This is a genomic window from Actinoplanes sp. ATCC 53533 (assembly GCF_003947245.1).
In genome coordinates, this window is sequence record NZ_QHHV01000181.1 from 15,751 (window position 1) to 39,191 (window position 23,441).

Here is a 23,441-nt window from a genome sequence, read left to right on the forward strand (position 1 = left end):
CGTGCACGGTTGTGGCGCACCCTGCCACAGATCCGCGCGCATCGTGGTCCCCTACTCCGGACCGAGGTGATAGGCCCACCCCGCCCGGTTGCGGGCCTCGCCGTCCGGCACGGCCGTGATCACGAAGCCGAAGTCTCTCGGCAGGCTCAGCAGCTCGGTCGCGTCGAGGCGCGGGTCCTCGTCCCGGCACTTGACCTGTTGTTGGGCCACCGTGGTGCCGGAGCCGGCGACCTTTCCGTCGCCGGTCCGGACGGTCTGCACGGTCAGCGTGAGCGTTCCGGGCCCGGCGCAGACCAGCGCCAACTCGTGGTCGCCGGGCGTGGCAGCGGAGCCGGGGCCGGTGACGTGCGTGGTGCTGAGGACCTGCTCGGTGGTGACCCGGACCGGGGACGGCCTGCCGGCCGCGGTCAGGACGTCGGCCGCCCTGGCCGCGTTCCAGGCGGACTCGGCAGCCGGCACGTCCTGCCGGCCGGCCTCGTCGCTGGTGGCCATCGCGACCGCGTAGCCGGCGCTGCCGACGGCCGCCGGGTCCCCCGCCAGAACCACCGTGACCGAACCCGTCACCGGGAGCCGGAACGTCAGAACGGCAGCCTTCGGGGCCGTCGCGCAGGACACGATGTAGCCGCCGAGCGCGGTGGAGTCGCCGGCGCCGCGGACCAGTTGGGCCTCGACGGCCATCTTGCCCGGCCCGGCGCAGGCCAGCGCCAGGCGGTGGGAGCCGGCCGGCTGGCCGGGGAAGGTCACCTCGCCGTCGGCCGAGACGGGCCCGCTCAGCGGTTGTCCGGCGAGGTCCGGCACCTGGGTGCGGAGGGCGCGCGTGGCGGTGTCGGCCAGGTCTCGCACCCGCTCAGCCGGTGCGACCCGGTGGCCGCCGCGCAGCGGCAACCCGGTGACGAGCAGGCCACCGGTGACCGCCAGCGCCACCGCGGCTGCGGCAGCGGTCCGGGTGGTCCGGCGCCGGCGCCGCGCGGTACGGCGGACGGCGTCGATGCCGGGCGGCCGGACCTGCGGGATGGTCGCGACGCGCAGGTCGGCGAAGAGCTCCTCGAAGTGATCAGGCACGGCGCACCTCCTGGGCGGTCGTCTCGGCGGGATCGGGCTGGCCGGGGCCGAGCTGGGCGGCCAGGGCCGAGCGGGCCCGGTGCAGCCAGGACTTCACCGTGCCCTCGGCGACCCCCTCCTGCTCGGCGATCTCGGCGATCGTCAGGTCGGCCAGGTAACGCAGCACCATCGCCCGGCGGTGCGCCGGCGGCAGGGTGCCGAGCGCGGCCACCAGGGCGACCCGCTCGGGGCCGGGCCCGGCCACCTGCGGCTCGGCGACCCGCTGCCGGCGCAGGAAGCCGAGGGCGGTGCGGCCACGGCGCCACCTGCTGACCGCCAGGTTCCAGGCGACCCGGCGGATCCACGCGACCGGGTCGTCGTAGCCGGAGACCGTGCGCCACCGCGCCAGGGCCCGGCAGAACGCCTCCTGGACCAGATCCTGGGCCTCCTGCCGGTCTCCGAAGTACGCGAACAACTGCACCGTGAGGTCGGCGTAGTGCGCGGCGTACAGGTCGTCGAACGACACTGGGCCGCCAGGCACGGCGGCACCCGCTTCCGGATCGGGCTCCGGCGCCTCGGCTGTCACAGCGACAACACGCCCCGAACCGGCAAAGGGTTGCGGCGGGCCGGAGCCCGACCGCGCCGGACCATAAGATGTGCGGCATGACGCCCGAAGAAGTCGGCGAGCGGCTGGTCGCGCTGCTGACGGCAGCTGCCGATGCCCCCGCCGAGGGCACGATCGTCGCCGGAGTCTCCGGCGGCGGCCCCGCCCACGAGCGGGCCGTGGTCGACGTGCCGGCCGCGCTGTGGTGGGCGGCGGTCGGCGCCGCCCACGATCCCGGCGGGCTGGGCTGCGACTTCTTCGACTGGCTGTCGGCGGTCGACGAGCTGGACGAGGGCTTCACCGTGGTCGCCCACCTGTGGTCCACCCGCCGCAAGTGCGGGCTGCTGCTGCGCGCCCGGGTGACGCGGGAGAGCCCGGTGATCGAGTCGGTGATCGACCTGTTCCCGGGCGCCGCCTGGCACGAGCGGGAGACCCATGAGATGTTCGGCATCTCCTTCTCCCGCCATCCCGACCTGCGGCCGCTGCTGCTGCCGCCGGGCTTCGAGGGCAATCCGCTGCGCAAGGAGTTCGTGCTGGCCTCGCGGGTGGCCAAGGCCTGGCCGGGCGCGAAGGAGCCGGGGGAGTCCGAGGCGGGCACGGCCAAGCGTGCCCCGATGCGGCCGCCCGGCGTGCCCGATCCGAACGAATGGGGCCCGATGAAGGGCAAGATCCCCCCGCCGGAGACCCCGGCCCGCCGCGCACCGGGCGACCGCCCGCCCGCCCGGCACCGGGCGACCGGCCGGCGCGTCCGGCCGCGGGCGACCGGCCGGCGCGTCCGGCCGCGGGACGGACGCCGCCGGAGGCCTCGACGCCGCCGGAGGACGGGACGGCCAAGAGCGACGAGGGGACAGCCTGATGCCGCTCTGGCTCGATCTGCTCGTCCGGGTCGGCGCGGTCGTCGCCGCGTTCCTGGTTCTGCCGCTGGTCGTCGGCCAGATGGAACACAAGGTCATGGCGCACATGCAGAGCCGCCTCGGCCCGATGTACGCGGGCGCCTTCCACGGCTGGGCGCAGCTCGTCGCCGACGGCGTCAAGTTCGTGCAGAAGGAGGACATCACCCCGCGCGACGCGGACCGCCGGGTGTTCCAGCTCGCGCCGCTCGTCGCGCTGTTCCCGTACCTGATCGTGCTGCTGGCCATCCCGCTCGGGCCCGGCGGCCTGGTCGCCCAGGCCATGGACGTCGGGTTGTTCTTCGTGCTCGCCGTGCTGGGCGTGGGCGTGGTCGCCGTGCTGATGTCGGCGTGGGCGTCGGCGAACAAGTACAGCCTGCTCGGCGGCCTGCGCGGCGCGGCCCAGCTGCTCGGTTACGAGCTGCCGCTGGTGCTGTCGGCCGCGAGTGTGGCGATGGCCGCGGGCACGCTGAGCCTGTCCGGCATCGTCGAGGCGTGGTCGCCGTGGTGGCTGCTCTGGCAGGCGCCCGCGGCGGTGGTCTTCTTCGTCTCCGGGCTCGCCGAGATCCGCCGGCCGCCGTTCGACATGCCGATCGCCGACTCGGAGCTGGTCTTCGGCTACATGACCGAGTACACCGGCCTGCGCTTCGCGTTCTTCCTGCTCGCCGAGTACGTGGGCATCGTGGTGATCGCGGCGCTGACCACGGTGCTGTTCCTGGGCGGCTGGCACGGGCCGGACCCGGCCCACCTGGGCTGGCTGTGGACGCTGGTGAAGATCTTCGCCGTGTCCTTCGTGGTCATCTGGCTGCGGGTCAGCTATCCGCGGCTGCGGGAGGACCAGCTCCAGCGGCTGTGCTGGCTGGTGCTGGTCCCGGTGGCGCTGGCCCAGCTCGTGCTGACCACCGTGGTGAAGCTCGCCATGGGGTAGGGCCGCCGGGTGCCCGGCAGCGTTGTCAGGTGGGGCACGTGAGGCAAGTGCGGGGGTGTGCTCGCCTCCGGCGGTGAGACCGGGCAGGATATGCCCTTATGAGCGAGCAGGGAGATCGGCACATGCCGGGCCAGGGCCTGATCAACGGCCTCGCCGTCACGCTCAAGACGATGACCAAGCGGAGCAGCACCCAGCAATATCCGGACGTCGAGCCCGACCTGCCGCCGCGCTCGCGGGGTGTCATCGCGCTGCTCGAAGAGAACTGCACGGTCTGCATGCTGTGCGCCCGCGAGTGCCCGGACTGGTGCATCTACATCGACTCGCACAAGGAGGAGGTCGTCGTCCCCGGTGCCGCCCGGGCCCGGCAGCGCAACGTCCTCGACAAGTTCGACATCGACTTCTCCCTGTGCATGTACTGCGGCATCTGCATCGAGGTCTGCCCGTTCGACGCGCTGCACTGGACGCCAGAGTTCGAGTATGCGGAGACCGACGTGCTGAACCTGCTGCACGACAAGGACAGGCTCGGCGACTGGATGCGGACAGTGCCGCCGCCGCCGGCTCACGACGTGCTCGGCGAGCCCTCGAAGGAGGAGGCCACCGCCGCGCGCAAGGCCGCCGGCCCTGGCACCGCGACCGCGGCCCAGACCGCGCGTCCCGCCGCCCGACCGGAGCCGAACCCGTGACGGTCGCCGACGTGCTGTTGCTCGCGCTCGGAGCCGTCGCGGTGGGTTCCGGCGCGGCGGTGGTCACCAGCACGCATCTGGTCCGGTCCGGCCTCTACCTGGTGATCAGCCTCGGCGCGGTCGCCGGGCTCTATCTGGTCCTCGGCGCCGAGCTGCTGGCCTGGGTGCAGGTCCTGGTCTACGTCGGCGCGGTGGTCGTCCTGCTGCTCTTCGCGGTGATGCTGACCCGCGCCCCGATCGGCCCTTCCCGCGACCTGGACCGGCCGGCCTGGCCGGCGCTGATCGTCGGCGGCGGGGTCGGCCTCGGGCTCGCCGTGCTGCTGGCCGACGCGTTCCGCTGGACGCTCTACGACCGGCCCGACCCGGGCACCACCGCGCGGATGGGCGCGCAGATCTTCGGCCAGTGGGTGCTGCCGTTCGAGGTGCTCTCGATCCTGTTGCTCGCCGCCCTGGTCGGCGCGATCGTGCTGTCGCGCCCCGACATCGGCGCCCGCAAGGGGGATGAATCCTGATGCACGCCGTCATCCCGTACGTCACGGGCGCGCTGCTCTTCGGGCTCGGCGTCTACGGCGTGCTGCGCCGGCGCAACGCGATCCTGGTGCTGATGGCCGTGGAGCTGATGCTCAACGCGGTCAACCTGATCTTCGTGACCGCCGACGCCGCGGTTCGCGCGACCCTGGTCGGTGTGCAGGTCGAGGCGTGGGCATATCCGAACGGCCGGCCGGCGCACTCCGGCGGCGTGTTCGCGCTGTTCGTGATCGTGCTGGCCGCCGCCGAGGTGGGCGTGGGGCTGGCCATCGTGCTGCAGTACTTCCGGATGCGCCGGGCGGTGCACGTCGACGAGATCGCGCTGCAGCACGAGAACGATGAGCGGGTCAGCCGGTGATCGCTCAGGTCTTCGGGACGGCGCTGTTCGGCGTACCGGTGCTGGTGGGTTTGCTCGGGCTGCTGCTGCCGCCCGGCGACAACGGCCGCTACCGGCGGCGCCGGGCCGCGCGGCTCGCCGTCGCCGGCGCCGTGCTCGCCCTCGCCGACGCGGTCTTCCTGCTGCTGGCGGCCGACGACCCGGTCGAGTACGGGGTGGAGGTGGTCCGCTTCGGCGAGCTGCCGGTCACCTTCGGCGTCTCGCTGGGCCCCGCCGCCCTCTACGTCGCGCTGGCCGTCACCGTCGTCGCGCTGGCCGTGCAGGTCTACTCGGTCAGCTACCTGCACGACGACTCGCGATACGCGCCCTACGCGGCGCAGGTCAGCATCTTCACCGGGGCGATGCTGCTGGTCGTCTCCGCCAACGACCTGATCATGCTGCTGGTCGGCTGGGAGGTGATGGGCATCTGCTCGTACCTGCTCATCGGCCACGACCGGCGGCTGCCCGAGGCGCCCCGCGCCGCGGTGAAGGCGTTCCTGGTCACCCGGGTCGGCGACGTCGGCTTCCTGCTCGGCATCGCGTTCCTCGGGATCTCGGCCGGGAGCTTCGAGATCTCCGCCGTGCTGGCGAGCTCACCCGCGCACCTGACCGTCGCGCTGCTGCTCATCCTGGCCGGGGTGGCCGGCAAGAGCGCCCAGTTCCCGCTGCACACCTGGCTGCCGGACGCGATGGCCGGCCCGACCCCGATCTCCGCCCTGATCCACGCCGCGACGATGGTCGCCGCGGGCGTGTACGTGGTCTTCCGGCTCTTCCCGCTCTTCGCCGACTCGCCCGGCGCGCTGGCCGTGCTCGGCGTCATGGCCGCGATCACCCTGCTGCTCGGCGCGCTCGCGGCGACCGCCCAGGACGACATCAAGCGCGTCCTGGCCTGGTCCACGGTCTCGCAGATCGGCTACATGACCGGTGCCCTGGCCGTCGGCGTCCCGGCCGCGGCCCTGTTCCACCTGCTCACCCACGCCGCGTTCAAGGCGCTGCTGTTCCTCGCCGCCGGCGGGGTGATCCACGCGGTCGGCACCAACCTGATGTCCCGGATGGGCGGCCTGCGCACCCACCTGCCCGCGACCTTCTGGGCGTTCGTGGTCGGGCTCGGCGCCCTGGCCGGGCTGCCGCCGCTGGCCGGCTTCTGGTCCAAGGAGAACGTCCTGGTCGCCGCCGCGCACGCCACCGAGGGCCATGGCCCGGCCCCGGCCTGGGTCGGCTGGGTGGTCTGGCTGGCGGCGCTGCTCGGCGTCGGGATCACCGCCTGGTATTCCACCCGCCTGCTGTTGCGCACCTTCTTCGGCCACGCCCGCGCCCGCACGGAGCAGTGGCACGTCGGCTTCGACGACGCCGCCTACGAGCGTGATCCCGGCGCGCCGCACGATCCGCCCAGGCTCATGCTGTGGCCGGTGCTGCTGCTCACCGTCCCGACCGTGCTGCTCGGCCTGGCCGCGTTCCTGCCCGGCTTCCGCAGCGCGCTCGAGCTCGATGCGCCGCATCTGGAGATCAGCATCGTGCTGCCGCTGCTCCTGCTGGCGCTCGGCGCCGGCAGCGCGTGGTGGCTGTGGCACACCGCGCCGGGCGTGGATCCGGCGCAGGCCCTGGGCCGGTTGCGGCCGTTCTTCGCCGCCGGCTTCCGGATCGATGAGATTCAAGACCGCCTGGTGGTACGGCCGGTGCGCGCGCTCGCCGCGGCGCTGCGCTTGGTCGACGAGCGGGTTGTCGACGCGGCCGTCGAGGGCACCGGAACGTCCACCACGCGGCTCGGCCAGGTGCTGGCGACCGCCCACCGAGCGGCGCTGCCCCGGGCGGCGGTCGCGGTCTTCGCCGGGGCGCTGGTGCTCGGCGTCGTCGCGGCGATCTACGGAGCCGCCTCATGAGCCCTCTCGCCCAGACGCTGCTCGTCTCGGTGCTGGCGGTGCCGGCCCTCGGCGCGCTGGTCGTCGCGTTGCTGCCGGCCCGCCACGACCGCGGTGCCCGGATCGCCGCCACCGCCTTCGCGGCGGTCACCTTCGTGCTGACGGCGCTGCTGGCGGTGCCGTGGCGCTCCCCGGGGCCCTGGATCGACGTGCGGGCGTCCTGGGTTCCGACGCTGGGCATCGACTTCCACCTCGGTGTCGACGGGATCTCCTACCCGTTGGTCGTGTTGACCGGGCTGCTGACGGCGCTGTGCTGCGCGTACACGGTCTGGCAGGTGCCGGAAGGCGGCCGCGGCCGGACGCTGGCGGCGCTGCTGCTGGTGCTCGAGGTGGGCATCCTGGGCACGTTCCTCGCCCTCGACCTGGTGCTGTTCTTCATCTTCTTCGAGGTCGTCCTGCTGCCGATGTACGCGGTCATCGCGGGCTGGGGTGGCCCGCAACGCCGCCGCGCGGCCCGCAAGTTCGTGCTCTACACCCTGTTCGGCTCGGTCCTGCTGCTCCTCGGCGTCTTCACCGTCGTCGTCGCGGCCGGCACCGGCGATCTGCTGGCGCTGACCGGCGGCACGGGCCTGTCCCGCACGGTGCAGTGCGCGGCCTTCGCGCTGTTCGCGGTCGCGTTCGCGGTGAAGGCCCCGCTCTGGCCGCTGCACACCTGGCTGCCGGACGCGCACACCGAGGCGCCCACGGTCGGCAGCGTGATCCTGGCCGGCGTGCTGCTGAAGATGGGCACGTACGGCCTGATCCGGGTCGGCGTGGGAGTGACACCGCAGGGCGCGGCCTGGGCGGCGCCGGTGCTCGGTGTCCTGGCCGCCGCCGCGATCATCGTCGGGTCGCTGGTGTGCCTGCGGCAGACCGAGCTGAAGCGGCTGATCGCGTATTCCAGCGTCGGGCACATGGGCTTCGTGCTGCTCGGCATCGCGACGCTGACGGCGACCGGCCTGCAGGCCGCGCTGATCGGCAACGTGGCGCACGGCGTCATCACCGGCCTGCTCTTCTTCCTGGCCGGGGCGATCAAGGACCGGGCACACACCGGTTCGCTGGCCGACCTCGGCGGCCTGCGCGAGAGCGCGCCACGGCTGGCCGGCCTGCTCGGCTTCGCGTCGATCGCCTCGCTGGGGCTGCCCGGGCTGGCCGGCTTCTGGGGCGAGGCCTTCGCCGTGGTCGCCGCGGCCGAACGAGGCGGGCCCTTGTGGACCACGCTGGCGGTGCTGGCGGCGATCGGCGGCGCGCTGACGGCGGCGTACTTCCTGCGGCTGCTGCGCCGGGTCACGCACGGCCCGGCGAGCCCGGCGGTGACCGGCTTCCCGGGCATCACCCGGCCGGAATGGCTGGCCTGGTCGCCGCTGGTCCTGCTCGCGCTGGCGATCGGGCTGGTGCCGGCGCTGGCGCTCGCCGCGACCGCCGACCCGGTGGCCGCCCTGACCGGAGTTCTGCGATGACCCAGACCGTGAACCACGTCGCCCTGCTGCCGCTCTACGCCGCGGGCGGCACCGCGCTGCTCGTCCTGGTGATGGAGATCGCCTTCGGCCGGTACGCGCTTCCGGCGGGCATCGCCGGCGGCCTCGCCACGATCGGCGGGGCGGTCACGCTCGCGCTGCGCCCGGCCTCGACGTTCTGCGGCCCCGAGCACTGCTCCTGGGTCAGCGGTCCGCAGGCGGCGGTGGTCGCGGTGCTGTTCGCGGCGCTGACGATCGGCGTGCTGGCCCTGTCCGCACCGGCACTGCGCGCGGGCGCAGCCCCGGCGGGTGAGTTCTGCTTCCTGCTGACCAGCTCGATGGCCGGGGGAGTGGTCATCGCGTACGCGGGCGACCTGATCACCCTGATTGTCGGCCTGGAGACGCTGACCCTGCCGCTCTACGTGCTGGTCGGCCTGCGCCGCTTCGCCCCCCGCGAACGGGTGACGACCACCGGCGCCTCGGCGGCGGTAACGTTCTTCCTGGTCAGCGTGATCTCCACGGCGATAGCCCTGCTCGGCGCGGCGCTGCTGTTCGCGTCCACCGGCGTGCTGCACCTGGCGGTGCTGACCGAGGGCGCGGGCACCCTGGCGCCGCTCGGCGCGGTCGGCGCCGCGCTGCTGGTGATCGGCTTCGCCTTCAAGGTGGCGGCGGTCCCGCTGCACGCCTGGGCGCCGGCCACCTACGACGGCGCGCCGGTGCCGGTGGCGGCCTATCTGTCGACGGCCTCGAAGCTGGGCGGCGTGGTGGCCCTGGCCGCGGTCGTGCAGCGGCTGGACACGGGGCCGCTGGTGGCGATCCTCGCGGTGCTGACCATGACGGTGGGCAACCTGGTCGCGCTGCGCCAGAGCCGGATGGTCCGGCTGCTGGCCTGGTCGTCGGTGGCCCAGGCGGGCTACATCCTGGCGCCGCTGGCGGCGGGCTCGGCGGGCGTGCCGGCGGCGATCGCGTACGCGGTCTTCTTCGTGCTGCTGGAATTCGTGGCCTTCGCCGCGGTGGTGGCCCTGCGCGGCCCGTCGGCCGACGGCGGCGACCTGGCGGACTACCGAGGCGCGGCCCGGAGCAACCCGTGGCTGGGCGCGGCCCTGGTGCTGGCCTTCGCGGGCCGTGGCGGGGCTGCCGCCGGGCCTGTCCGGCCTCTTCGCCAAGGTGACCGTCGTGGCGGCGCTGATCAACGCCGGCTGGGGGTGGCTGGCCGGGGTCGTCGCCTTGAACGCGGTCATCGCCTTGGCCTACTACGTCCGGGTGACCGCTCTGCTGTACGCCCGCCCGACGACTGTGGGCATCCCCTTCGCCGACGTTCCTGCCACGGAGGGCGGCCCCCGACCCGCGGTCACAGCTCCCGCCGAGGCAAAGCCATCGGCAACCGCCACGCCGGTATCCGCCACGCCGCTCACCGCTGTGCCCGAAGCTGCCCCGCCCGGAGCCGCCGCGCCAGCGGGTGGCGCGTCGTCTGCGGAGAGGCCGGCCACAGCGGCGCCGGTTTCCGCCGAGAGCGGCGCCACCATGACAGCGGTCGTCGACCCGGACCTGCTCGAAGCGGCGACGCACCCCCGAGCCGACGTGCCCCGGACCGTAGTCGCGGCGATAGCGGTAGCCGCCGTGATCACCATCGTGCTGGGCTTCGCCCCCCAGTGGATCTTCGACGCCGTCATCGGCTGACTAGCCGTCTGTCGAAGTTCCACCGAATCACACTCCGCTGCCGCTGCCCCGGCGAGCCAGCCCGCCCTCGCCCGACCTCGGCGTGGGCGACGGTCAGGGCCATGCAACCAGGCACGACATGAATTTGATCTTGATCTTCAGGGAGCCCTCACCACCGAGAATCACCTACAGCGAACTCACAGCTACTTACGGATGAATCCACATGCTGTCGATGTTCTATCGGACGTGGGCTACCGGCCCCCGTTTGAAGGAGTACATCGTGCATAGCCATCACAACGGCCTCAAGACGGCCGCTCTGCTGGGTCTGCTCACCGCCATGATCCTGGCCGTCGGCTACTGGCTCGGGGGAAGCGGCGGGCTGGTCTTCGCCGTCGTCCTTTCGCTGGCGCTCAACGCCGGCAGTTACTTCTTCTCCGACAAGATCGCCCTGCGGTCCATGCGGGCCCGGCCGGTCACCGAGGCCGAGTTTCCCGCGCTCTACCAGATCGTGCGTGAGCTCGCGACGGAGGCGGGGCAGCCGATGCCGCGCCTGTACGTCAGTCCGGCGATGCAGCCGAACGCCTTCGCGACCGGGCGCAATCCGCGGCATGCCGCCGTGGCGGTCACCGTCGGGATCACCCGGCTGCTGGATCGCCGCGAGCTGCGGGGCGTCATCGGCCATGAGCTCTCCCATGTCTACAATCGCGACATTTTGATCTCCAGCGTCGCCGCGGCGCTGGCCGGGATCGTCACGATGGCCGCCCAGCTGGCGATCTTCCTGCCGCTCGGCGGGTCGGATGACGACGATGGCCCGAACCCCGCTTCGCTGTTGCTCATGCTGATCCTCGGCCCGCTCGCCGCGTCGGTGATTCAGCTCGCGATCAGCCGCAACCGGGAATTCCAGGCCGACGCGTCCGGCGCGACCCTGACCCGCGACCCGCTGGCGCTGGCCAGCGCGCTGGAGAAGATCCAGTACGGCGCGCAGCGGATGCCGCTGCCGGCCGACGGTCAGCTCGCCACCTCGGCGCACCTGATGATCGCCAACCCGTTGCGCAGCGGCGGTATGGCGTCGCTCTTCTCGACGCACCCGCCGATGGCCGAGCGGATCAGGCGGCTGCATCAGCTGGCCGCCGTCACCGGCGCCGGGCCGGTGCAGTTCCAGCGCTGACCTTGCACCACCGTCACCCCGTCTCTGCCAGAGGCGGGGTGACGTCTGTGACAGGGGCGCTATTTCGGGTGTGTTACGCGGCTGCCGGCGGTTAGGTTCGGTGAGCGTTGAGCTCGTTGCCGGCGGCTGGGGAGGTGGACCGATGACGGCGCTGCGTCAATATCTTGGCGTGTGGCGGATGCCGGGCGGCGGGATCCTCTTGATCGTCGGCATTCTCGCTCGGCTGGGCATCGGCATGACCCCGCTCGCCCTGCTGCTGCTCGTTCAGCAGACCACCGGCCGTTATGCCGCCGCGGGCCTGGCCGGCGGCATGTACGCGCTGGCCGGCGCCGCGATCAGCCCGGTCGCCGGGCGGCTCGCCGACCGGATCGGCCCGTCGCCCGTGCTGTGGGCGACCGCGGTGCTGCATCCGCTGGCGCTCGCCGGCCTGCTGCTGGTCAGCCGGGGTGGCGAGGCGGCGCTGCCGGGCATCTTCGTGGCGTCGGCGCTGGCCGGTGCGACATATCCGCCGCTGACCGCCGCGATCCGCCGGGCCTGGACCGACGCCACCTCGGTCGGCAGCGGGCGGCACGGCCTGCGGCAGGCGGCGATGGCCGCCGAGACCTCGCTCTTCGAGTTGGTGTTCGTGCTCGGCCCGATGCTGGTCGCGGCGCTGATCGTGGTCACACACGACCCGGCGGCCGCGCTGATCACGTCGGCCGTGGCGACCTTCGCCGGCACGTTGTGGATCGCCTCGCTGCCGATCATGCGGCACTGGGTGCGGCACGAGAGCGCCGACGCGACCCGCGGGCTCGGCCCGCTCAAGGTTGGCGGTTTCCCCGCCCTGCTGGCCTGCGTCGCCGCGCTCGGCACGGCCTTCGGCGCCGCCGGCGTGATCGTCCCCGCCTACGCCGGCCAGCACGGTGGCGGCGACAGCCTCGGCGGCGTCCTGCTCGGCGTCTGGGGCGTGGGCAGCGCGATCGGCGGCATCTGGTTCGGCACCCGGCGGCCCGCGATGGCGCTGTCCCGGCAGTTCGCCTGGTTCCTCGGCGGGGTCGCGGCGAGCTTCCTCGTGCTGGCCGTGATGCCGAATCCGCTGGCGCTCGGCATCGCCCTGGTCGTCGGCGGCGCCGCGATCGCCCCGGCGCTGACCGTGGAAAACAACCTGGTCGGCCGGATCGCCCCGGCGGGGATGCTGAACGAGGCGTACACGTGGGTGGTCACCGTGTCGGTCGCGGGCAGCGCCGCCGGTGGCGCGGTCGCGGGTGCCATCGTGGACCAGCCCGGCGGGCTGCCCTGGGCGTTCGTCTTCGCGGCCGCGGTGCTGGTCGTGGCCGCGCTGGGTGCCGCGGTCCCGACGGGTCCGGTGGCCCGGGCGGACCGGCGGGCGGCGGAGCGCCTGCGGCAGGCGCTGGCCGCGGCGCCCTGAGAATCCCCTGGAGGGGCCGCGGCGCCCTGAGAACCCTCTAGAGGGGAAGCGGCGGCTCCACTAGCCTGAATTCATGCCTAAGGAAGTCGTGCCGCGCCCCGACGCGGAGACGTTGCGCGCGGCCGACGCCGACCGGCACAAGATCGCCGACCAGCTGAAAGCCTCCCTCGACGAGGGCCGCCTCTCGCTGGACGAATACGACGACCGGGTGCGTCAGGCCTACGCCGCCCGCACCTACGCCGAGCTGCTGATCCTGGTGGCTGACCTGCCCAAGCCGGGGGTCAGCGCGGCCGAGGTCAGTGCCCGCCAGGCCGCCGAGCTGCGCAAGGCGGAGCGCAAGCTGCCGATGGCGTTGCTGGTCCTCTGGACGGTCTGGGGCTCGCTCACCGCCGTCAATCTGATGGTCTGGTTCATCATCGTGGTTACCTACCGCGACGACATGTATCCGTGGCCGGTCTGGCTGCTGGTGCCGGGTGCCGCGCTCGGCGCCGCGACGGTCGGCGTGCAGGCGATCCGGCGGCAGCGGCGCCGGCGCTGACCGCGCGCGCTGTGGTGCAACTCATGCACCCAGTGCAAGTTGCACCGGGTGCAACGGGCGTACCGTCGGGGACATGGTCGTCCTGCCCAGCCCTGTCCGCGAGCGCAAGAAGCGCGAGACCTGGCGTTTAGTGCACGCCGCCGCGCTGCGGCTGATGACCGAGCGCGGCTTCGACGCGGTGTCGGTCGACGACATCGTGGCCGCCGCCGGCATCTCCCGGCGCACGTTCTTCAACTACTTCGCGGGCAAGGAGTCGGTCGTCTTCGACCCCGACCCCGACGACCCCGCGCTCTGGGCCGCCCTGCTCGCCGAGCGCCCGGCCGGCGAGCTCCTCTGGGTCTCACTGCGCGAGGTCCTGCTCGGCTACACCGCGGCCAACGCGGAGCGGATGCTGCTGCAGCGCCGGGTGCGGCTGGCGTCACCCGAGCTGGCGGGCTGCTCCCGCGAGCTGGCCGACCAGTTCTGGGTCGCCATCCACGAGTGGGCCGCGGGCCGCGCCGGGCTGGACGACCTGCGGCTCGATCTCACCATCAACACCGCCCGCGGCGTCCTGAACACCTCGTGCCCGCACTGGGACGCCGACACCGGCATCGACGGACTGCACCAGCTGATCCGCGCCGGCTTCGACTTCGTCACGCCGAAAGAACGGACCACCTCATGAGTCGCGTACCCCTGTCCGTGCTCGACCTCGCCACCGTCCGTGAGGGTCACGACAGTGCCGACGCCCTGCGCGGCACGACCGAGATCGCCCAGGCCGCCGACGACCTCGGCTACTCGCGCTTTTGGGTCGCCGAGCACCACAACATGCCGGCCGTCGCGTCCACCTCGCCGCCGGTGCTGATCGCCCACCTGGCCGCGAACACCCGGCGGATCAGGGTCGGCTCCGGCGGGGTCATGCTGCCCAACCACATGCCCTTCGTGGTGGCCGAGCAGTTCGCGCTGCTCGAGGCCCTGCACCCGCACCGCATCGACCTCGGCATCGGCCGCGCGCCCGGCACGGACCAGGCGACCGCGGCCGCATTGCGCGGGTCCTCGCCGCACCTGACCGTCGAGCAGTTCCCCGACCACCTCGGTATGGTGCTCGCCCTGCTCGGTGACGACCGGGTCGCCCCCGAACGGATCGAGCGGCTGCGGGCGACCCCGGCCCCGAGCTCCTACCCCGAGGTCTGGATGCTCGGCTCATCCACGTACGGCGCCCAGGTGGCGGCTGCGCTCGGCCTGCCGTTCTGTTACGCGTATCACTTCGCCATGAGCTCTGATGTGGACACTGCCGCCCGGCTCTACGTGTCCGGCTTCAAGCCGTCGCCGCGCTTCCCCGAGCCGCACCTGATGGTCAGCGCCTCGGTGATCGCCGCCGAGACGCGCGAGGAGGCGCAGTTCCTGGCCGGCCCGAGCCGGATCATGGCGCTGAGCCTGCGCACCGGCCGGCTCGGTCCGATCATCTCCCCGGAGCAGGCGGCCACCCGCGAGCTGTCCGACCTCGACCGCAGCCTGCTCGACCAGCTCCCCGGCACCCAGTACGCGGGCACCGCCGAGGAAGTGGTGGAAGACCTGGACAAGCTGGTCGAGCGCACCGGCGCGAAGGAGCTGATCCTGGCCGGCACGGGCTACGACCCGGCGACCAGGCGCGACTCGCTGGCCCGGATCGCGAAGGTCTGGGGGCTGCCGAATTAGGGTGCGCCCGGTGCCGGCACAGCCGAGGATGGCGGCATGGCTTGGCACATCACGGACAGCGTCGACGAGTTCCTGGCCGGCGCGGGCGACTTCCTGCGCGCGCGGCCGGTGGAGAACACGGTGCTGTTGACGGTCACAGACACGCTGAGGCAGCGCGGCTCCCAGGTGTACGGCGACGGCCCCCCGGTCTTCGGCTGGCACGGCGACGGGGCCTTCGTGCGTACGCCGCCGCGCGGGGCCCTGTTGTCCGAGATGCCACCGGCCGCCGCCGCGGAGTTGGCCGTCAGCCTCGCCGGCACAGACCTGCCGGGAGTCTCCGCGCCGGGCGCGGTCACGGAGGCGTTCGCCGCCGAGTGGCAGCGCCTAACCGGCGTCACCGGCGAGGTCGTCGGCCGCCAGCGCCTCTACCGGCTCGTCTCCCTGACCCCGCCCGATCCGGCGGCGTCCGGCGCCGGCCGGATCGCCGGGGCCGGCGACCGCGACCTGCTCATCGGCTGGATGACCGCCTTCCAACGCGAACTCGGCGAGGAGCCGCAGGCCACGGCGGAATTCGTCGACGACAAGCTGGCGTACGGCGGCATGCTGCTCTGGGAGGACGCCGGGCAGCCGGTCTCGATGTCGGGGATCTCCCGGCCGGCGGCCGGGATGGTCCGGGTGATGGCGGTCTACACCCCCCGCGAGCACCGGGCCAGGGGCTACGCGGGCGCGGCCACGACGGCGGTCACCCGGGCGGCGCTGGACGCGGGCGCCAACGATGTGGTCCTCTTCGCGGACCAGAGCAACCCGACCAGCAACGCCCTCTACCAGCGCCTCGGCTACACCCCGATCGAGGACCGCCAGACCGTGGAGTTTCCCTCATGAGCAAAGCCACCGTCCTGCAGGTCAATCTGGCCGTCCCGGAGCAGAGCGGCGCCAAGAACGTCGGCACCACGGGCATCAACAAACAGCCGGTCGACCACCCGGTCGCGGTGCGCGCCCCCGGCCCGAAACGGACCGGCCTGCACAGCGGCCTGGTCGGCGACCAGATCTTCGACACCAAGCACCACGGCGGTGACGACCAGGCGGTCTACGTGTACGCCCGCGAGGACTACGACTGGTGGGAGCAGCAACTCGGCCGCGAGTTGCGGGGCGGCCTCTTCGGCGAGAACCTGACCACCGAGGGCCTGGACGTCAACGGCGCGATCGTCGGCGAGACCTGGCGCATCGGCGACGAGTTGGTGCTGCGGACGACCTTCGGTCGCATTCCCTGCGCGACCTTCCAGTGGAAGATGGGCGAGCCCCGCTGGGTGAAGAGATTCGGCGCCGAACGGCGGCCGGGCGCCTACCTGCGAGTGGTCCAGCCCGGCGACGTCCGGGCCGGCGACGAGGTACGGATCCTGGACCGCCCGGCGCACGGGGTGACCATCGGCGACAGTTACCACGCCTGGCTGCACGACGCCGGCCGGCTCCGCGAATACCTGGAGCTGGAGGACCTGCCGGAAGGGCTGCGCGCGGACATTCGCCGCAAGCTCAAGCTCTGATGCGCCGACACCCCTAGGCTGCCGGCATGCAGATCATCGAAGGCGCGGGGCGGTGGACCTCGCCGGGCGAGGCGGCCAACGACTGGGTGGAACACCTGAGGGTGCCGAACCTGTCGGTGGGGACGTACTGCATCCCGGCCGGCGGACTCGACACCCAGAGCCCACACACCGAGGACGAGATCTACGTGGTCACCGCCGGGCGAGCGACGATCAAAACCCCCACCGGTACGGCGGAAGTCGCCCCGGGCGCGGTGATCTTCGTGCCGGCCGGCGAGGAACACCGGTTCGAGGACGTGACCGAGGATCTCGCGCTGTTGGTGGTATTCGGCCCGTTGTACGGCTCCCTTACACTTCCGTCCTGAATGGACCTGAAGCCCACACGGGGGCTCTGGACAGAGGGAGAAGTCATTCATGCTCGCAACAATCAGCCGCACGGCAGTCGCCGCTGTGCTCGGTGCCGGGCTCGCGCTGTCGGCGACATCCGCCGTTCTGGCGGCGCCCGCCAAACCACTGCTCAGCATCACCGCGACTGACCTCACGTACGGCCAGCCCGACCTCACCGGCACGCGATCGGGCACCAACACCGTGACGATCACCAACAACAGCGGCTCGGAGATCGAACGTCCGATGCTGACGTTCCCCGACAACGGCCGGGACGACATCAACCACGGTGATCTGGACGGCTGCCCGATGGCGCTGGGGCGGCCGGACCGGTTCGTCTGCTATGCGGAGCCGCTCGGCGCGGGCGAGACCCGCGTCTTCAGTGTCAACTGGCTGACCGACGCACGCGGTCCGGCCGGGAGCGCCGCCGTCCGCGTCGCGGTGGCCGCCGACGACGAGGGCAATCCGGTCCGGGGCACCACGTCGCGCACCTCCTACGGGGTGTCGTTCGCGCCGCTGACCGGCACGTTCGACATCACCGCCACCGACCTGACGTACGGCCCGCAGGACGACAACGGCGTCCAGCACGGCAGCACCGCGGTGACGATCACCAACCTCACCGGGGAGACGGTGGCGTTCCCGCTGGTGTCGTTCGCTCCGTACGCCGGCGATGCCTCCGTGGCGACCTGGGAGTCCTGCCTGAGCGTCTACAGCCGCGACGACCGGATGGTGTGCGCCGAGGAGCCGCTCGGCCCCGGCGAGCAGCGGACGGCGACCTTCGGCTTCCAGCTGGAGGGCACGACCCAGGAGTTCGCCAGCCAGGTCCAGGTGGAGGCCGGCGCTGCTGTCAACGGCCCGGTGATCCCCGGCACGGCGGCGGGCACCTCGTACACGGTGCGGTAGCCAGAGCTCCACAGCGCGAAGCCCTCACCCCGCGGGTGAGGGCTTCGCCGTTTCCGCTACCGGGACAGCCCAGGGCGACGCTGATCTCGGTCGGGGTAGCCCGACGCCCGAGCCTGGCGAGCCTTCCGCTCCCCGCTGACGTACAGATAGCGGTGCGACCCGTCCCGGCAATCGGTCAATGGAGGGTGGGTCGGTAGATGAGCTCCTGGATGTGACCGTCGAGCGTCCGCTTCTCGATCAGCTCCAGGTCGAAGTCAGCCGCACCCTGGAAGATCGGGTCCAGCCCGCTCCGACCGGTGATGACCGGGAAGAGCGTCACGTGCACGCGGTCGACGAGGCCGGCGGCCATCAGCGCCCGGTTCAACGACAGGCTGCCGTGCGATCGCAACGGCACCTCGGACTGCTCCTTGAGCCGAGCGACGACGTCGACGGCGTCACCGCTCACGACGGTCGCGTTCGGCCAGTCGAGCGGTTCCTCCAGGGTCGTCGACACCACCGTCGCCGGCATGTTCCACATCCGGGTGACCCATGGGTCACGCACCTCGGACTCCTCGGTGCTCGCGGCCAGCATGCCGGCGAATGCCCGATACGTGTTGGCCCCGAACACCATCCGCTGCTTCGCGTCGTACAAGGAAAGGCGGTGGCCGAGCAGCTCAGGGCCTTGCTTGCCCCAGTAGCCGGTCCAGTCGCCGCCGGCGGCACCGTAGCCGTCGAGGCTGGAAAAGACATCGAAGGTGTAGGTGGCGGTCATGTCGTTCTCCTCAGTGTCGTGGGCGCCCCCTCGGGCCGCCTCCTACCCGTGCTACGAACGCCGTGGCCTCGGTTCGACACGTACCACTGAGGTTTACCCGCTTCTTCAACCCTGGGGTTGACGCCTCCCGGCTGTGACTGCGGGACCGTACACGGGCTGCGCGCCGATCCCTGGACGCTGCGGCCCACACCCGGCGACCCGCCCAGGCTTCCGCGGATCGCCGTGCGGTTCACTTCACGGGAGGACTGAAATGCACGTGCGATCCATCGCGCAACGGATGGCCGGTCGAGCACGCAGGCTCGGCGTCCTGGCGGTCACGGTCGGCGTCGGGCTCGGCGCCGGAGTCGCCGCCGTGCTCGCGGCACCGGCACCGGCGTCCGCCGCGAGCGGCTTCGTCGCCATCGTCGACCAGCGAAACGGCATCCTGGTCTTCAACCTCGCCTCGAGCAGGTGGTCCGGTCGGGCAAAGTGGACATTCAAGCCGACCGGCCCGGCTTGGAAGAACCTGTCCGACGTCAGGTTCCGCAAGTACGGTGGCCGTACCACCGTGCTGGTGACCGCCTCCGGCGGCATGGCCGCGACCGTCGACTACAAGACCCACAAGGTGACCTGGAAGCAAAACGTAGGCGGCAATCCACACGCGATGGAGCTGCTGCCCACCGGCGCGGTCGTCGTCGCTTCGTCCAAGACAGGCCGGCTCACCGCCTACGGCAAGGGCCGCCACACCGGCCGCAGCGTCGCCTTCCCCGACGCGCACGCCGTCGTGTGGAACGCCGCGAGCGGCCGGCTGTGGGCGCTGGGCGGCACCGCGCTGTGCAGCTATGCCGTCAGAGGCACGGCCACCGCGCCCCGGCTCGCCGGCAAGTCCTGCGTGCGCGCCCCGAAGGGCGGCCACGACCTGGCTCAGGTCCAGGGCGCCCCGAGCAAGCTGTGGTTCAGCAGCAAGAGCCACGTCTACCAGTACGACATCAACAGCCGCACCGGAGCCCGGGCCGCCGGCTACATCGACAACGCCAAGATCAAGAGCGTCGGCAACCAGCCGGGCGGCCTCGTCATCACCACCCAGGTGAAGGGCGCCAACGCCGACGGGACCTGGGGCAACGGCAACGTCTGGCTGTACAACCAGAACGGCTCGTACGCCGGCAACCGGTACCGTGCCGGCGCCGCCATCTACAAGGCCAGGCCCGTGGTCTGGGAGGCCCGCTGACCGACGGTCGGCATCGCTGATGCCGTCGTGAACCTTCGAAGTCGGCTTCGATACGCCGCGGTCCCACCGGACCGCGGCGTTCGGCCGGGCCGGTGCTCGGCGGCTGCTATGTCGCGCGAGGATTCAGGGCCTGCTCCTGCGCGAGGCCTATGGCTTTGCTGCCTCTCGCGAGCAGGAACAGGCCGATATCGATGATGCATGCGGTGATGAGGCTCCACGGATCGCCGAGGACAAGCCGGACGAGGCCGTACCCAACGAGCGCGAGCAGTGTCACGAGGGCGATTCGGCGGACCCACCTGGCCGTTCGGCGTGCCGCGAGGAGGGACGAGCGTGCGACTGTGTGGGCGTCTAGTGTTCGGCGAATACCGAGTGTCGCGACTACGAGGACGATGGCGGCGATCTGCAGGACGGCGCCGCCGACCGCCAGCGGCAGCCCGGGAAGTTCGCCGGACGCCAGGAGGCTGATGCCTCCGGCGGTGAAGAACGTGGTCAGGATCAGGACGATCACCAGGGCGCCGGTCATGCGTCTGCCGGCGCTCCGCATGAGCGCTGGATCAGGTACGTGGACACGGTCACTCATGGCATCTCCTACGGCCCCGCCGGCGGTCACGAAGTGCGAACGTGCCAATTGGTGGTGCGGTCGCCGGTCAGGCTGCCATCGGCGATGACGTCGTTGGCCGAGCGCGGCCAGTGTCCCGCGGGGAAACCGTCGTTGTTCTCGACGCGCTGCAACAGATCCTTGTATTGGCTGGAAACCGCGGTCAGGTAGGCGATGGCCGCGGTGACGACGGCGGTGATGATGCCCAGCGCCTTCAGCGTGGAGGCACCGGCCCCAGCGGCCGCGGGCGGCGCGCCGACTCCGGTGGAGGCGGCCGCTCCCCACCCGCTGAGCTCGATGACGTACGGGACGATCGCGGCGAGTACGCCGAGCCAGAACGCGATGATGCCGCCAGCGACCTTGGTCAGAGCATCGTCGATGTCGGCGGTCGCGGCCACGATCGCCGCCAGGGCTTTACCCTGATCCGGCAGCGTCCCGAGGTACGCGGTCGCGGCCGGCCCCTGCCATCGTTCGTCGATGTCGGTCTGGCCCGTGGTGGCCTGAGAGATCAGATCACTGACGGGCTTGCCGACCTCCTTGACCCAGTCGGTGCCGTGGTTCCAGAGCGTCCAAGGCACACCGGGCCGGGTGAAGAACTTTCCGATCTCCGAGAGCAGCCTCTTGACCAGCTCGACGAACCTGTTGAGCAGGTCCACCACGTCGTCCCAGAGCGGGCCGAGCCACTGGCCGACCCGATTGCAGGCATCCACGATCTTGTTGGTGAGATCGACGACCTGCTGCAACCCGTCGTCGACCCGCCGAAGCGCATCATTGAACTCGCCCTCCGACAACGGCAGCGCGACTCCCATATCCGTTCCCCCGGTCAGTAGATGCCCGTCATGCGGTGCACAGCGTTGATCTCGTCCTGCTCATAGCCGTCGGCGGCGTCGTCCAGGGCCGTAGCCAACGCGAGGAAGTTGGCTGCCCCTTCGTTGAGCAGCGTGTACAGCCTCTGCTGCAACTGCTGGTACACCTCGGCCAGGCCGAGTTGATCAGCGATGTAGGAGAAGTGCAGCGCACTCAGCTCCAGCCGGGCGGCCACGGCGGCCGCGTCGACCAGCTTGTCCTTCCCCGCGGCCCAGGTGGCAGCATCCTTGCGCAGCGCCTGGATCGAGGCCTGTATCTGCTGCTCAGTCGGCGGCATTGGCTAGTCCCTTCGTGGAACATCATCCTGGGCGACCGCCGGCAGACCCAGCGTCGCCAACAGAGCGGCGGGGCTGCCGCTGATCCGGTCCAGGTCGGGGAACGGCCATCGGCTCGTGGAGTCGCGAGCCTGCTGGTCCACTACGGCGTACCCGTCTGTGATCGCTGCGGTAACAGCGGTGCCGATCTCACGGTGACCGGCTTCAGCGGCCCATGCCTCGTCGAGAGTCAAGCCGGTCAACTCACCGCTCCCGGTGAAGGAGGCGACGACGTGCCCACCCGGATCACGGCCGGTCACCACGGCCTGACCACGGGCGGCTGCCTCCCGAATCACCTCGCCAAGCCGGTCGGTCGCATCCTGCAGCAGGCACCACAACCGGCGGATCGACTCGTGCGAGGACTCGTCGGCGGGACCGGATCCCGACCCGATCACGGGGTCTGCACCCGCGTCGCTGCTCGGCATCTCGTCCAAGCCGGAGCTGACGTCCGTCCGACCGATCTCAGCCGCCCAGGTCTCCAGCCGACGACTACTGGCCTCCCGATACGCGGCCAGCGCCGCGGTGGTCAAGTCGGCGGGACTGATCCGGGATCGCCAGCCCGGACCGACGTCCACGGACGCGATCCTGCCGAGCGTTGCGAGCACGACTCGTACCTGCTCGGACGGGTCTCTGCCGGACACCTCGGCTGCTGCGGCCTCAGCGGCCTTCAACCTGCCGGTCAGGGCTGCCGCGTCCCGTTCCAGGCCCTTCAGCTCGGGGAAGAAACCTGGGTTTGCCTTATGGGTCGGCTTTACCACAGAAAAACTCCCGAACTGACTAGAAAAGTAGAAAGTTCACCGTAACGGACTGACGCCCGGTGCCGCTGCCCCGCCGGCTCAGCTTGGGAACGGTTCGACTCGATGCATTGGGCTGGTCATGGCCCTGACCGGGCAGGCAAGTCCTCATCAGGACAGACATCAAGATCCAGCAACTACTGTCGAATTGGTCCCTTCGGGATCAAAGCGTCGCCCAAGTGCAGCGCTGGCCGGCCGCGCCGGCGGGCGTGGTGACCCGCAGCCGAGGTGTCAGCTTCGGCTTCGAGACGATCGCTTTCCTTCGGCGGACGAGATTGGTAAACTTTCCGTCCAAGTGTCGCGCAGGCGCACGACCTCGGCGCCTTCATGGATCCGCCTAAGTCAAGCGTGATCTTCGTCTATCCGGGTTCACGAGTCGCCACTCACTCCACCCGCCGATCGACATCATCAGCGTATTGCCGGTCAGTGTCTGCCAGATTGCTCACCGTCGCAGCCGGGCGCCATTTCGGTGAGGGTTGATCGATCGATCAGCTGCATGCATAAAATTGCATGATCAGCAAGCGTCTATTTGGTCTAAATCGGGCGACGAAGGTCGATAATAAAATGGTCGATTGGCATTGCGCTGTCGATGTTTGGGTATCGGTCGGTCTTCAATCGGTGGATGTCCATGGTTCACTCTCTCGCCATACCTTCTCCTGGCTCACCGAGACGTGAGTGAAACGTAGCCACGGGGGTTGCGTATGACGGAAATGGAATTTCATGTCCCGATTTTTTCGGCGCAAATCGCTCGCGTTGAGTATCGTCGTATCAAGTGTCACTTTGATGGCGTTCGCGGGCACTCCGGCCCACGCTGACGAGGGCGCGCCGAAGGCTCCTCCTACCGGTCAGCCCGACCTCATCGACTCGCAGGACCCGGGCGGGCGGCAGAACAAGCTCACCGACCTCAAGACCTGGATCATCGAACAGCCCGGCCTCGAGAACAGCGGCTACATCGAGTCGGTGAACGACGCGGCAGCGCTGTCGACGACCCTGCTGTGGCACGGGCCGGCGAACGACACGCAGCAGGCCATCATCGCCGAAGGTCGGCGCCGCGGCATTTCGGTCAACGTCCAGCAACGGAAGTTCAGCCGCGAACAACTCGTTACGGCCGTCGAGACGCTCGCCGGGCGAGGCAAAGACGCATTCGCGGATTTCGACCTCAATTCCATCAGCGGGATCACTGCGGAATTTGACGGCATCAAGGTGCAAGGAGTGCCCACCGGCAAGCCGGCGAAGAAACTCAACGCCGCGTCC

24 protein-coding genes and 2 pseudogenes are annotated in these 23,441 nt (G+C 71.1%); 19 read left to right on the forward strand and 7 right to left on the reverse strand.

Annotated features, from left to right (window positions below; translation table 11 throughout):
- Positions 1-51 precede the first annotated feature (51 nt).
- On the reverse strand, positions 52-1,062 hold the full coding sequence (locus DMB66_RS44465; protein ID WP_125810158.1) for a hypothetical protein: 1,011 nt from the start codon (positions 1,060-1,062) through the stop codon (positions 52-54).
- A complete protein-coding gene (locus DMB66_RS44470) occupies positions 1,055-1,582 on the reverse strand; it encodes an RNA polymerase sigma factor (protein WP_233625284.1) in 528 nt (175 codons plus the stop codon). Before DMB66_RS44470 ends, DMB66_RS44465 begins: the two co-directional genes overlap by 8 nt.
- Positions 1,583-1,704: 122 nt before the next feature.
- Here DMB66_RS44470 and DMB66_RS44475 point away from each other — a divergent pair.
- From DMB66_RS44475 to DMB66_RS44560, 17 genes and pseudogenes are all read left to right on the forward strand, one after another.
- Positions 1,705-2,127: pseudogene (locus tag DMB66_RS44475) on the forward strand (NADH-quinone oxidoreductase subunit C); the annotation flags it as partial.
- 373 nt (positions 2,128-2,500) lie between these two features.
- Positions 2,501-3,463: a complex I subunit 1 family protein gene (locus DMB66_RS44485; protein ID WP_125810159.1), complete on the forward strand. Its 963-nt coding sequence runs from the start codon at positions 2,501-2,503 to the stop codon at positions 3,461-3,463.
- Positions 3,464-3,561: 98 nt separating this feature from the next.
- A complete protein-coding gene (locus DMB66_RS44490) occupies positions 3,562-4,146 on the forward strand; it encodes an NADH-quinone oxidoreductase subunit I (RefSeq protein ID WP_125810160.1) in 585 nt (194 codons plus the stop codon).
- Positions 4,143-4,658 (forward strand): NADH-quinone oxidoreductase subunit J, encoded by a 516-nt coding sequence (locus DMB66_RS44495; protein WP_125810161.1) that lies wholly within the window; start codon positions 4,143-4,145, stop codon positions 4,656-4,658. Before DMB66_RS44490 ends, DMB66_RS44495 begins: the two co-directional genes overlap by 4 nt.
- Positions 4,658-5,032 (forward strand): NADH-quinone oxidoreductase subunit NuoK, encoded by a 375-nt coding sequence (gene nuoK / locus DMB66_RS44500; protein WP_125810162.1) that lies wholly within the window; start codon positions 4,658-4,660, stop codon positions 5,030-5,032. Before DMB66_RS44495 ends, nuoK begins: the two co-directional genes overlap by 1 nt.
- The gene (locus DMB66_RS44505) at positions 5,029-6,930 is read left to right on the forward strand and encodes an NADH-quinone oxidoreductase subunit L (RefSeq protein WP_233625285.1); all 1,902 of its coding nucleotides are present in this window, start codon (positions 5,029-5,031) and stop codon (positions 6,928-6,930) included. Before nuoK ends, DMB66_RS44505 begins: the two co-directional genes overlap by 4 nt.
- Complete coding sequence (locus DMB66_RS44510) at positions 6,927-8,408, forward strand: NuoM family protein (protein WP_125810163.1); 1,482 nt, start codon at positions 6,927-6,929, stop codon at positions 8,406-8,408. The genes DMB66_RS44505 and DMB66_RS44510 overlap by 4 nt, the downstream gene beginning before the upstream one ends.
- Positions 8,405-9,851: pseudogene (locus tag DMB66_RS44515) on the forward strand (NADH-quinone oxidoreductase subunit N); the annotation flags it as partial. The gene DMB66_RS44510 and the pseudogene DMB66_RS44515, both read left to right, overlap by 4 nt.
- 445 nt (positions 9,852-10,296) lie before the next feature.
- Complete coding sequence (gene htpX, locus DMB66_RS44520; protein WP_125810180.1) at positions 10,297-11,232, forward strand: zinc metalloprotease HtpX; 936 nt, start codon at positions 10,297-10,299, stop codon at positions 11,230-11,232.
- A 142-nt stretch (positions 11,233-11,374) separates the two neighbouring features.
- Complete coding sequence (locus DMB66_RS44525) at positions 11,375-12,640, forward strand: MFS transporter (RefSeq protein ID WP_125810164.1); 1,266 nt, start codon at positions 11,375-11,377, stop codon at positions 12,638-12,640.
- 73 nt (positions 12,641-12,713) lie between these two features.
- Positions 12,714-13,178 carry a DUF1707 domain-containing protein gene (locus tag DMB66_RS44530; protein WP_125810165.1) on the forward strand — a complete coding sequence of 155 codons (465 nt, stop codon included), beginning with the start codon at positions 12,714-12,716 and terminating at the stop codon, positions 13,176-13,178.
- Between the two features lie 73 nt (positions 13,179-13,251).
- On the forward strand, positions 13,252-13,839 hold the full coding sequence (locus tag DMB66_RS44535) for a TetR family transcriptional regulator (protein WP_233625286.1): 588 nt from the start codon (positions 13,252-13,254) through the stop codon (positions 13,837-13,839).
- The gene (locus DMB66_RS44540; protein WP_125810166.1) at positions 13,836-14,852 is read left to right on the forward strand and encodes an LLM class flavin-dependent oxidoreductase; all 1,017 of its coding nucleotides are present in this window, start codon (positions 13,836-13,838) and stop codon (positions 14,850-14,852) included. The genes DMB66_RS44535 and DMB66_RS44540 overlap by 4 nt, the downstream gene beginning before the upstream one ends.
- A 36-nt stretch (positions 14,853-14,888) precedes the next feature.
- Positions 14,889-15,713 carry a GNAT family N-acetyltransferase gene (locus tag DMB66_RS44545; protein ID WP_125810167.1) on the forward strand — a complete coding sequence of 275 codons (825 nt, stop codon included), beginning with the start codon at positions 14,889-14,891 and terminating at the stop codon, positions 15,711-15,713.
- Positions 15,710-16,372, forward strand: coding sequence for an MOSC domain-containing protein (locus DMB66_RS44550; RefSeq protein ID WP_125810168.1), 663 nt, complete (start codon positions 15,710-15,712; stop codon positions 16,370-16,372). The genes DMB66_RS44545 and DMB66_RS44550 overlap by 4 nt, the downstream gene beginning before the upstream one ends.
- A gap of 26 nt (positions 16,373-16,398) precedes the next feature.
- Positions 16,399-16,734, forward strand: a complete 336-nt coding sequence (locus DMB66_RS44555) for a cupin domain-containing protein (protein ID WP_125810169.1) — start codon at positions 16,399-16,401, stop codon at positions 16,732-16,734.
- Positions 16,735-16,783: 49 nt separating this feature from the next.
- Entirely contained in the window at positions 16,784-17,656 is an 873-nt protein-coding gene (locus DMB66_RS44560; RefSeq protein ID WP_125810170.1) for a hypothetical protein, read from the forward strand.
- A 175-nt stretch (positions 17,657-17,831) separates the two neighbouring features.
- Here the strand turns inward: DMB66_RS44560 and DMB66_RS44565 are convergent, their stop codons facing one another.
- Positions 17,832-18,407, reverse strand: a complete 576-nt coding sequence (locus tag DMB66_RS44565; protein WP_125810171.1) for a dihydrofolate reductase family protein — start codon at positions 18,405-18,407, stop codon at positions 17,832-17,834.
- A 250-nt stretch (positions 18,408-18,657) separates the two neighbouring features.
- Here DMB66_RS44565 and DMB66_RS44570 point away from each other — a divergent pair, with 250 nt between their 5' ends.
- Entirely contained in the window at positions 18,658-19,614 is a 957-nt protein-coding gene (locus DMB66_RS44570) for a DUF6528 family protein (protein ID WP_125810172.1), read from the forward strand.
- 106 nt (positions 19,615-19,720) lie between these two features.
- On the opposite strand, the gene DMB66_RS44575 is transcribed toward DMB66_RS44570, so the two are convergent.
- From DMB66_RS44575 to DMB66_RS44590, 4 genes are all read right to left on the reverse strand, one after another.
- Positions 19,721-20,137, reverse strand: coding sequence for a hypothetical protein (locus tag DMB66_RS44575; RefSeq protein ID WP_125810173.1), 417 nt, complete (start codon positions 20,135-20,137; stop codon positions 19,721-19,723).
- Between the two features lie 83 nt (positions 20,138-20,220).
- Positions 20,221-21,021 (reverse strand): hypothetical protein, encoded by an 801-nt coding sequence (locus tag DMB66_RS44580; RefSeq protein ID WP_125810174.1) that lies wholly within the window; start codon positions 21,019-21,021, stop codon positions 20,221-20,223.
- Positions 21,022-21,035: 14 nt separating this feature from the next.
- The gene (locus tag DMB66_RS44585) at positions 21,036-21,356 is read right to left on the reverse strand and encodes a hypothetical protein (RefSeq protein WP_125810175.1); all 321 of its coding nucleotides are present in this window, start codon (positions 21,354-21,356) and stop codon (positions 21,036-21,038) included.
- Between the two features lie 3 nt (positions 21,357-21,359).
- On the reverse strand, positions 21,360-21,968 hold the full coding sequence (locus tag DMB66_RS44590) for a YbaB/EbfC family nucleoid-associated protein (RefSeq protein WP_125810176.1): 609 nt from the start codon (positions 21,966-21,968) through the stop codon (positions 21,360-21,362).
- Between the two features lie 1,002 nt (positions 21,969-22,970).
- Between DMB66_RS44590 and DMB66_RS44595 the strand changes: the two genes are divergently transcribed.
- The coding region (locus DMB66_RS44595) for a hypothetical protein (protein ID WP_148112822.1) at positions 22,971-23,441 on the forward strand (471 nt) is incomplete at its 3' end.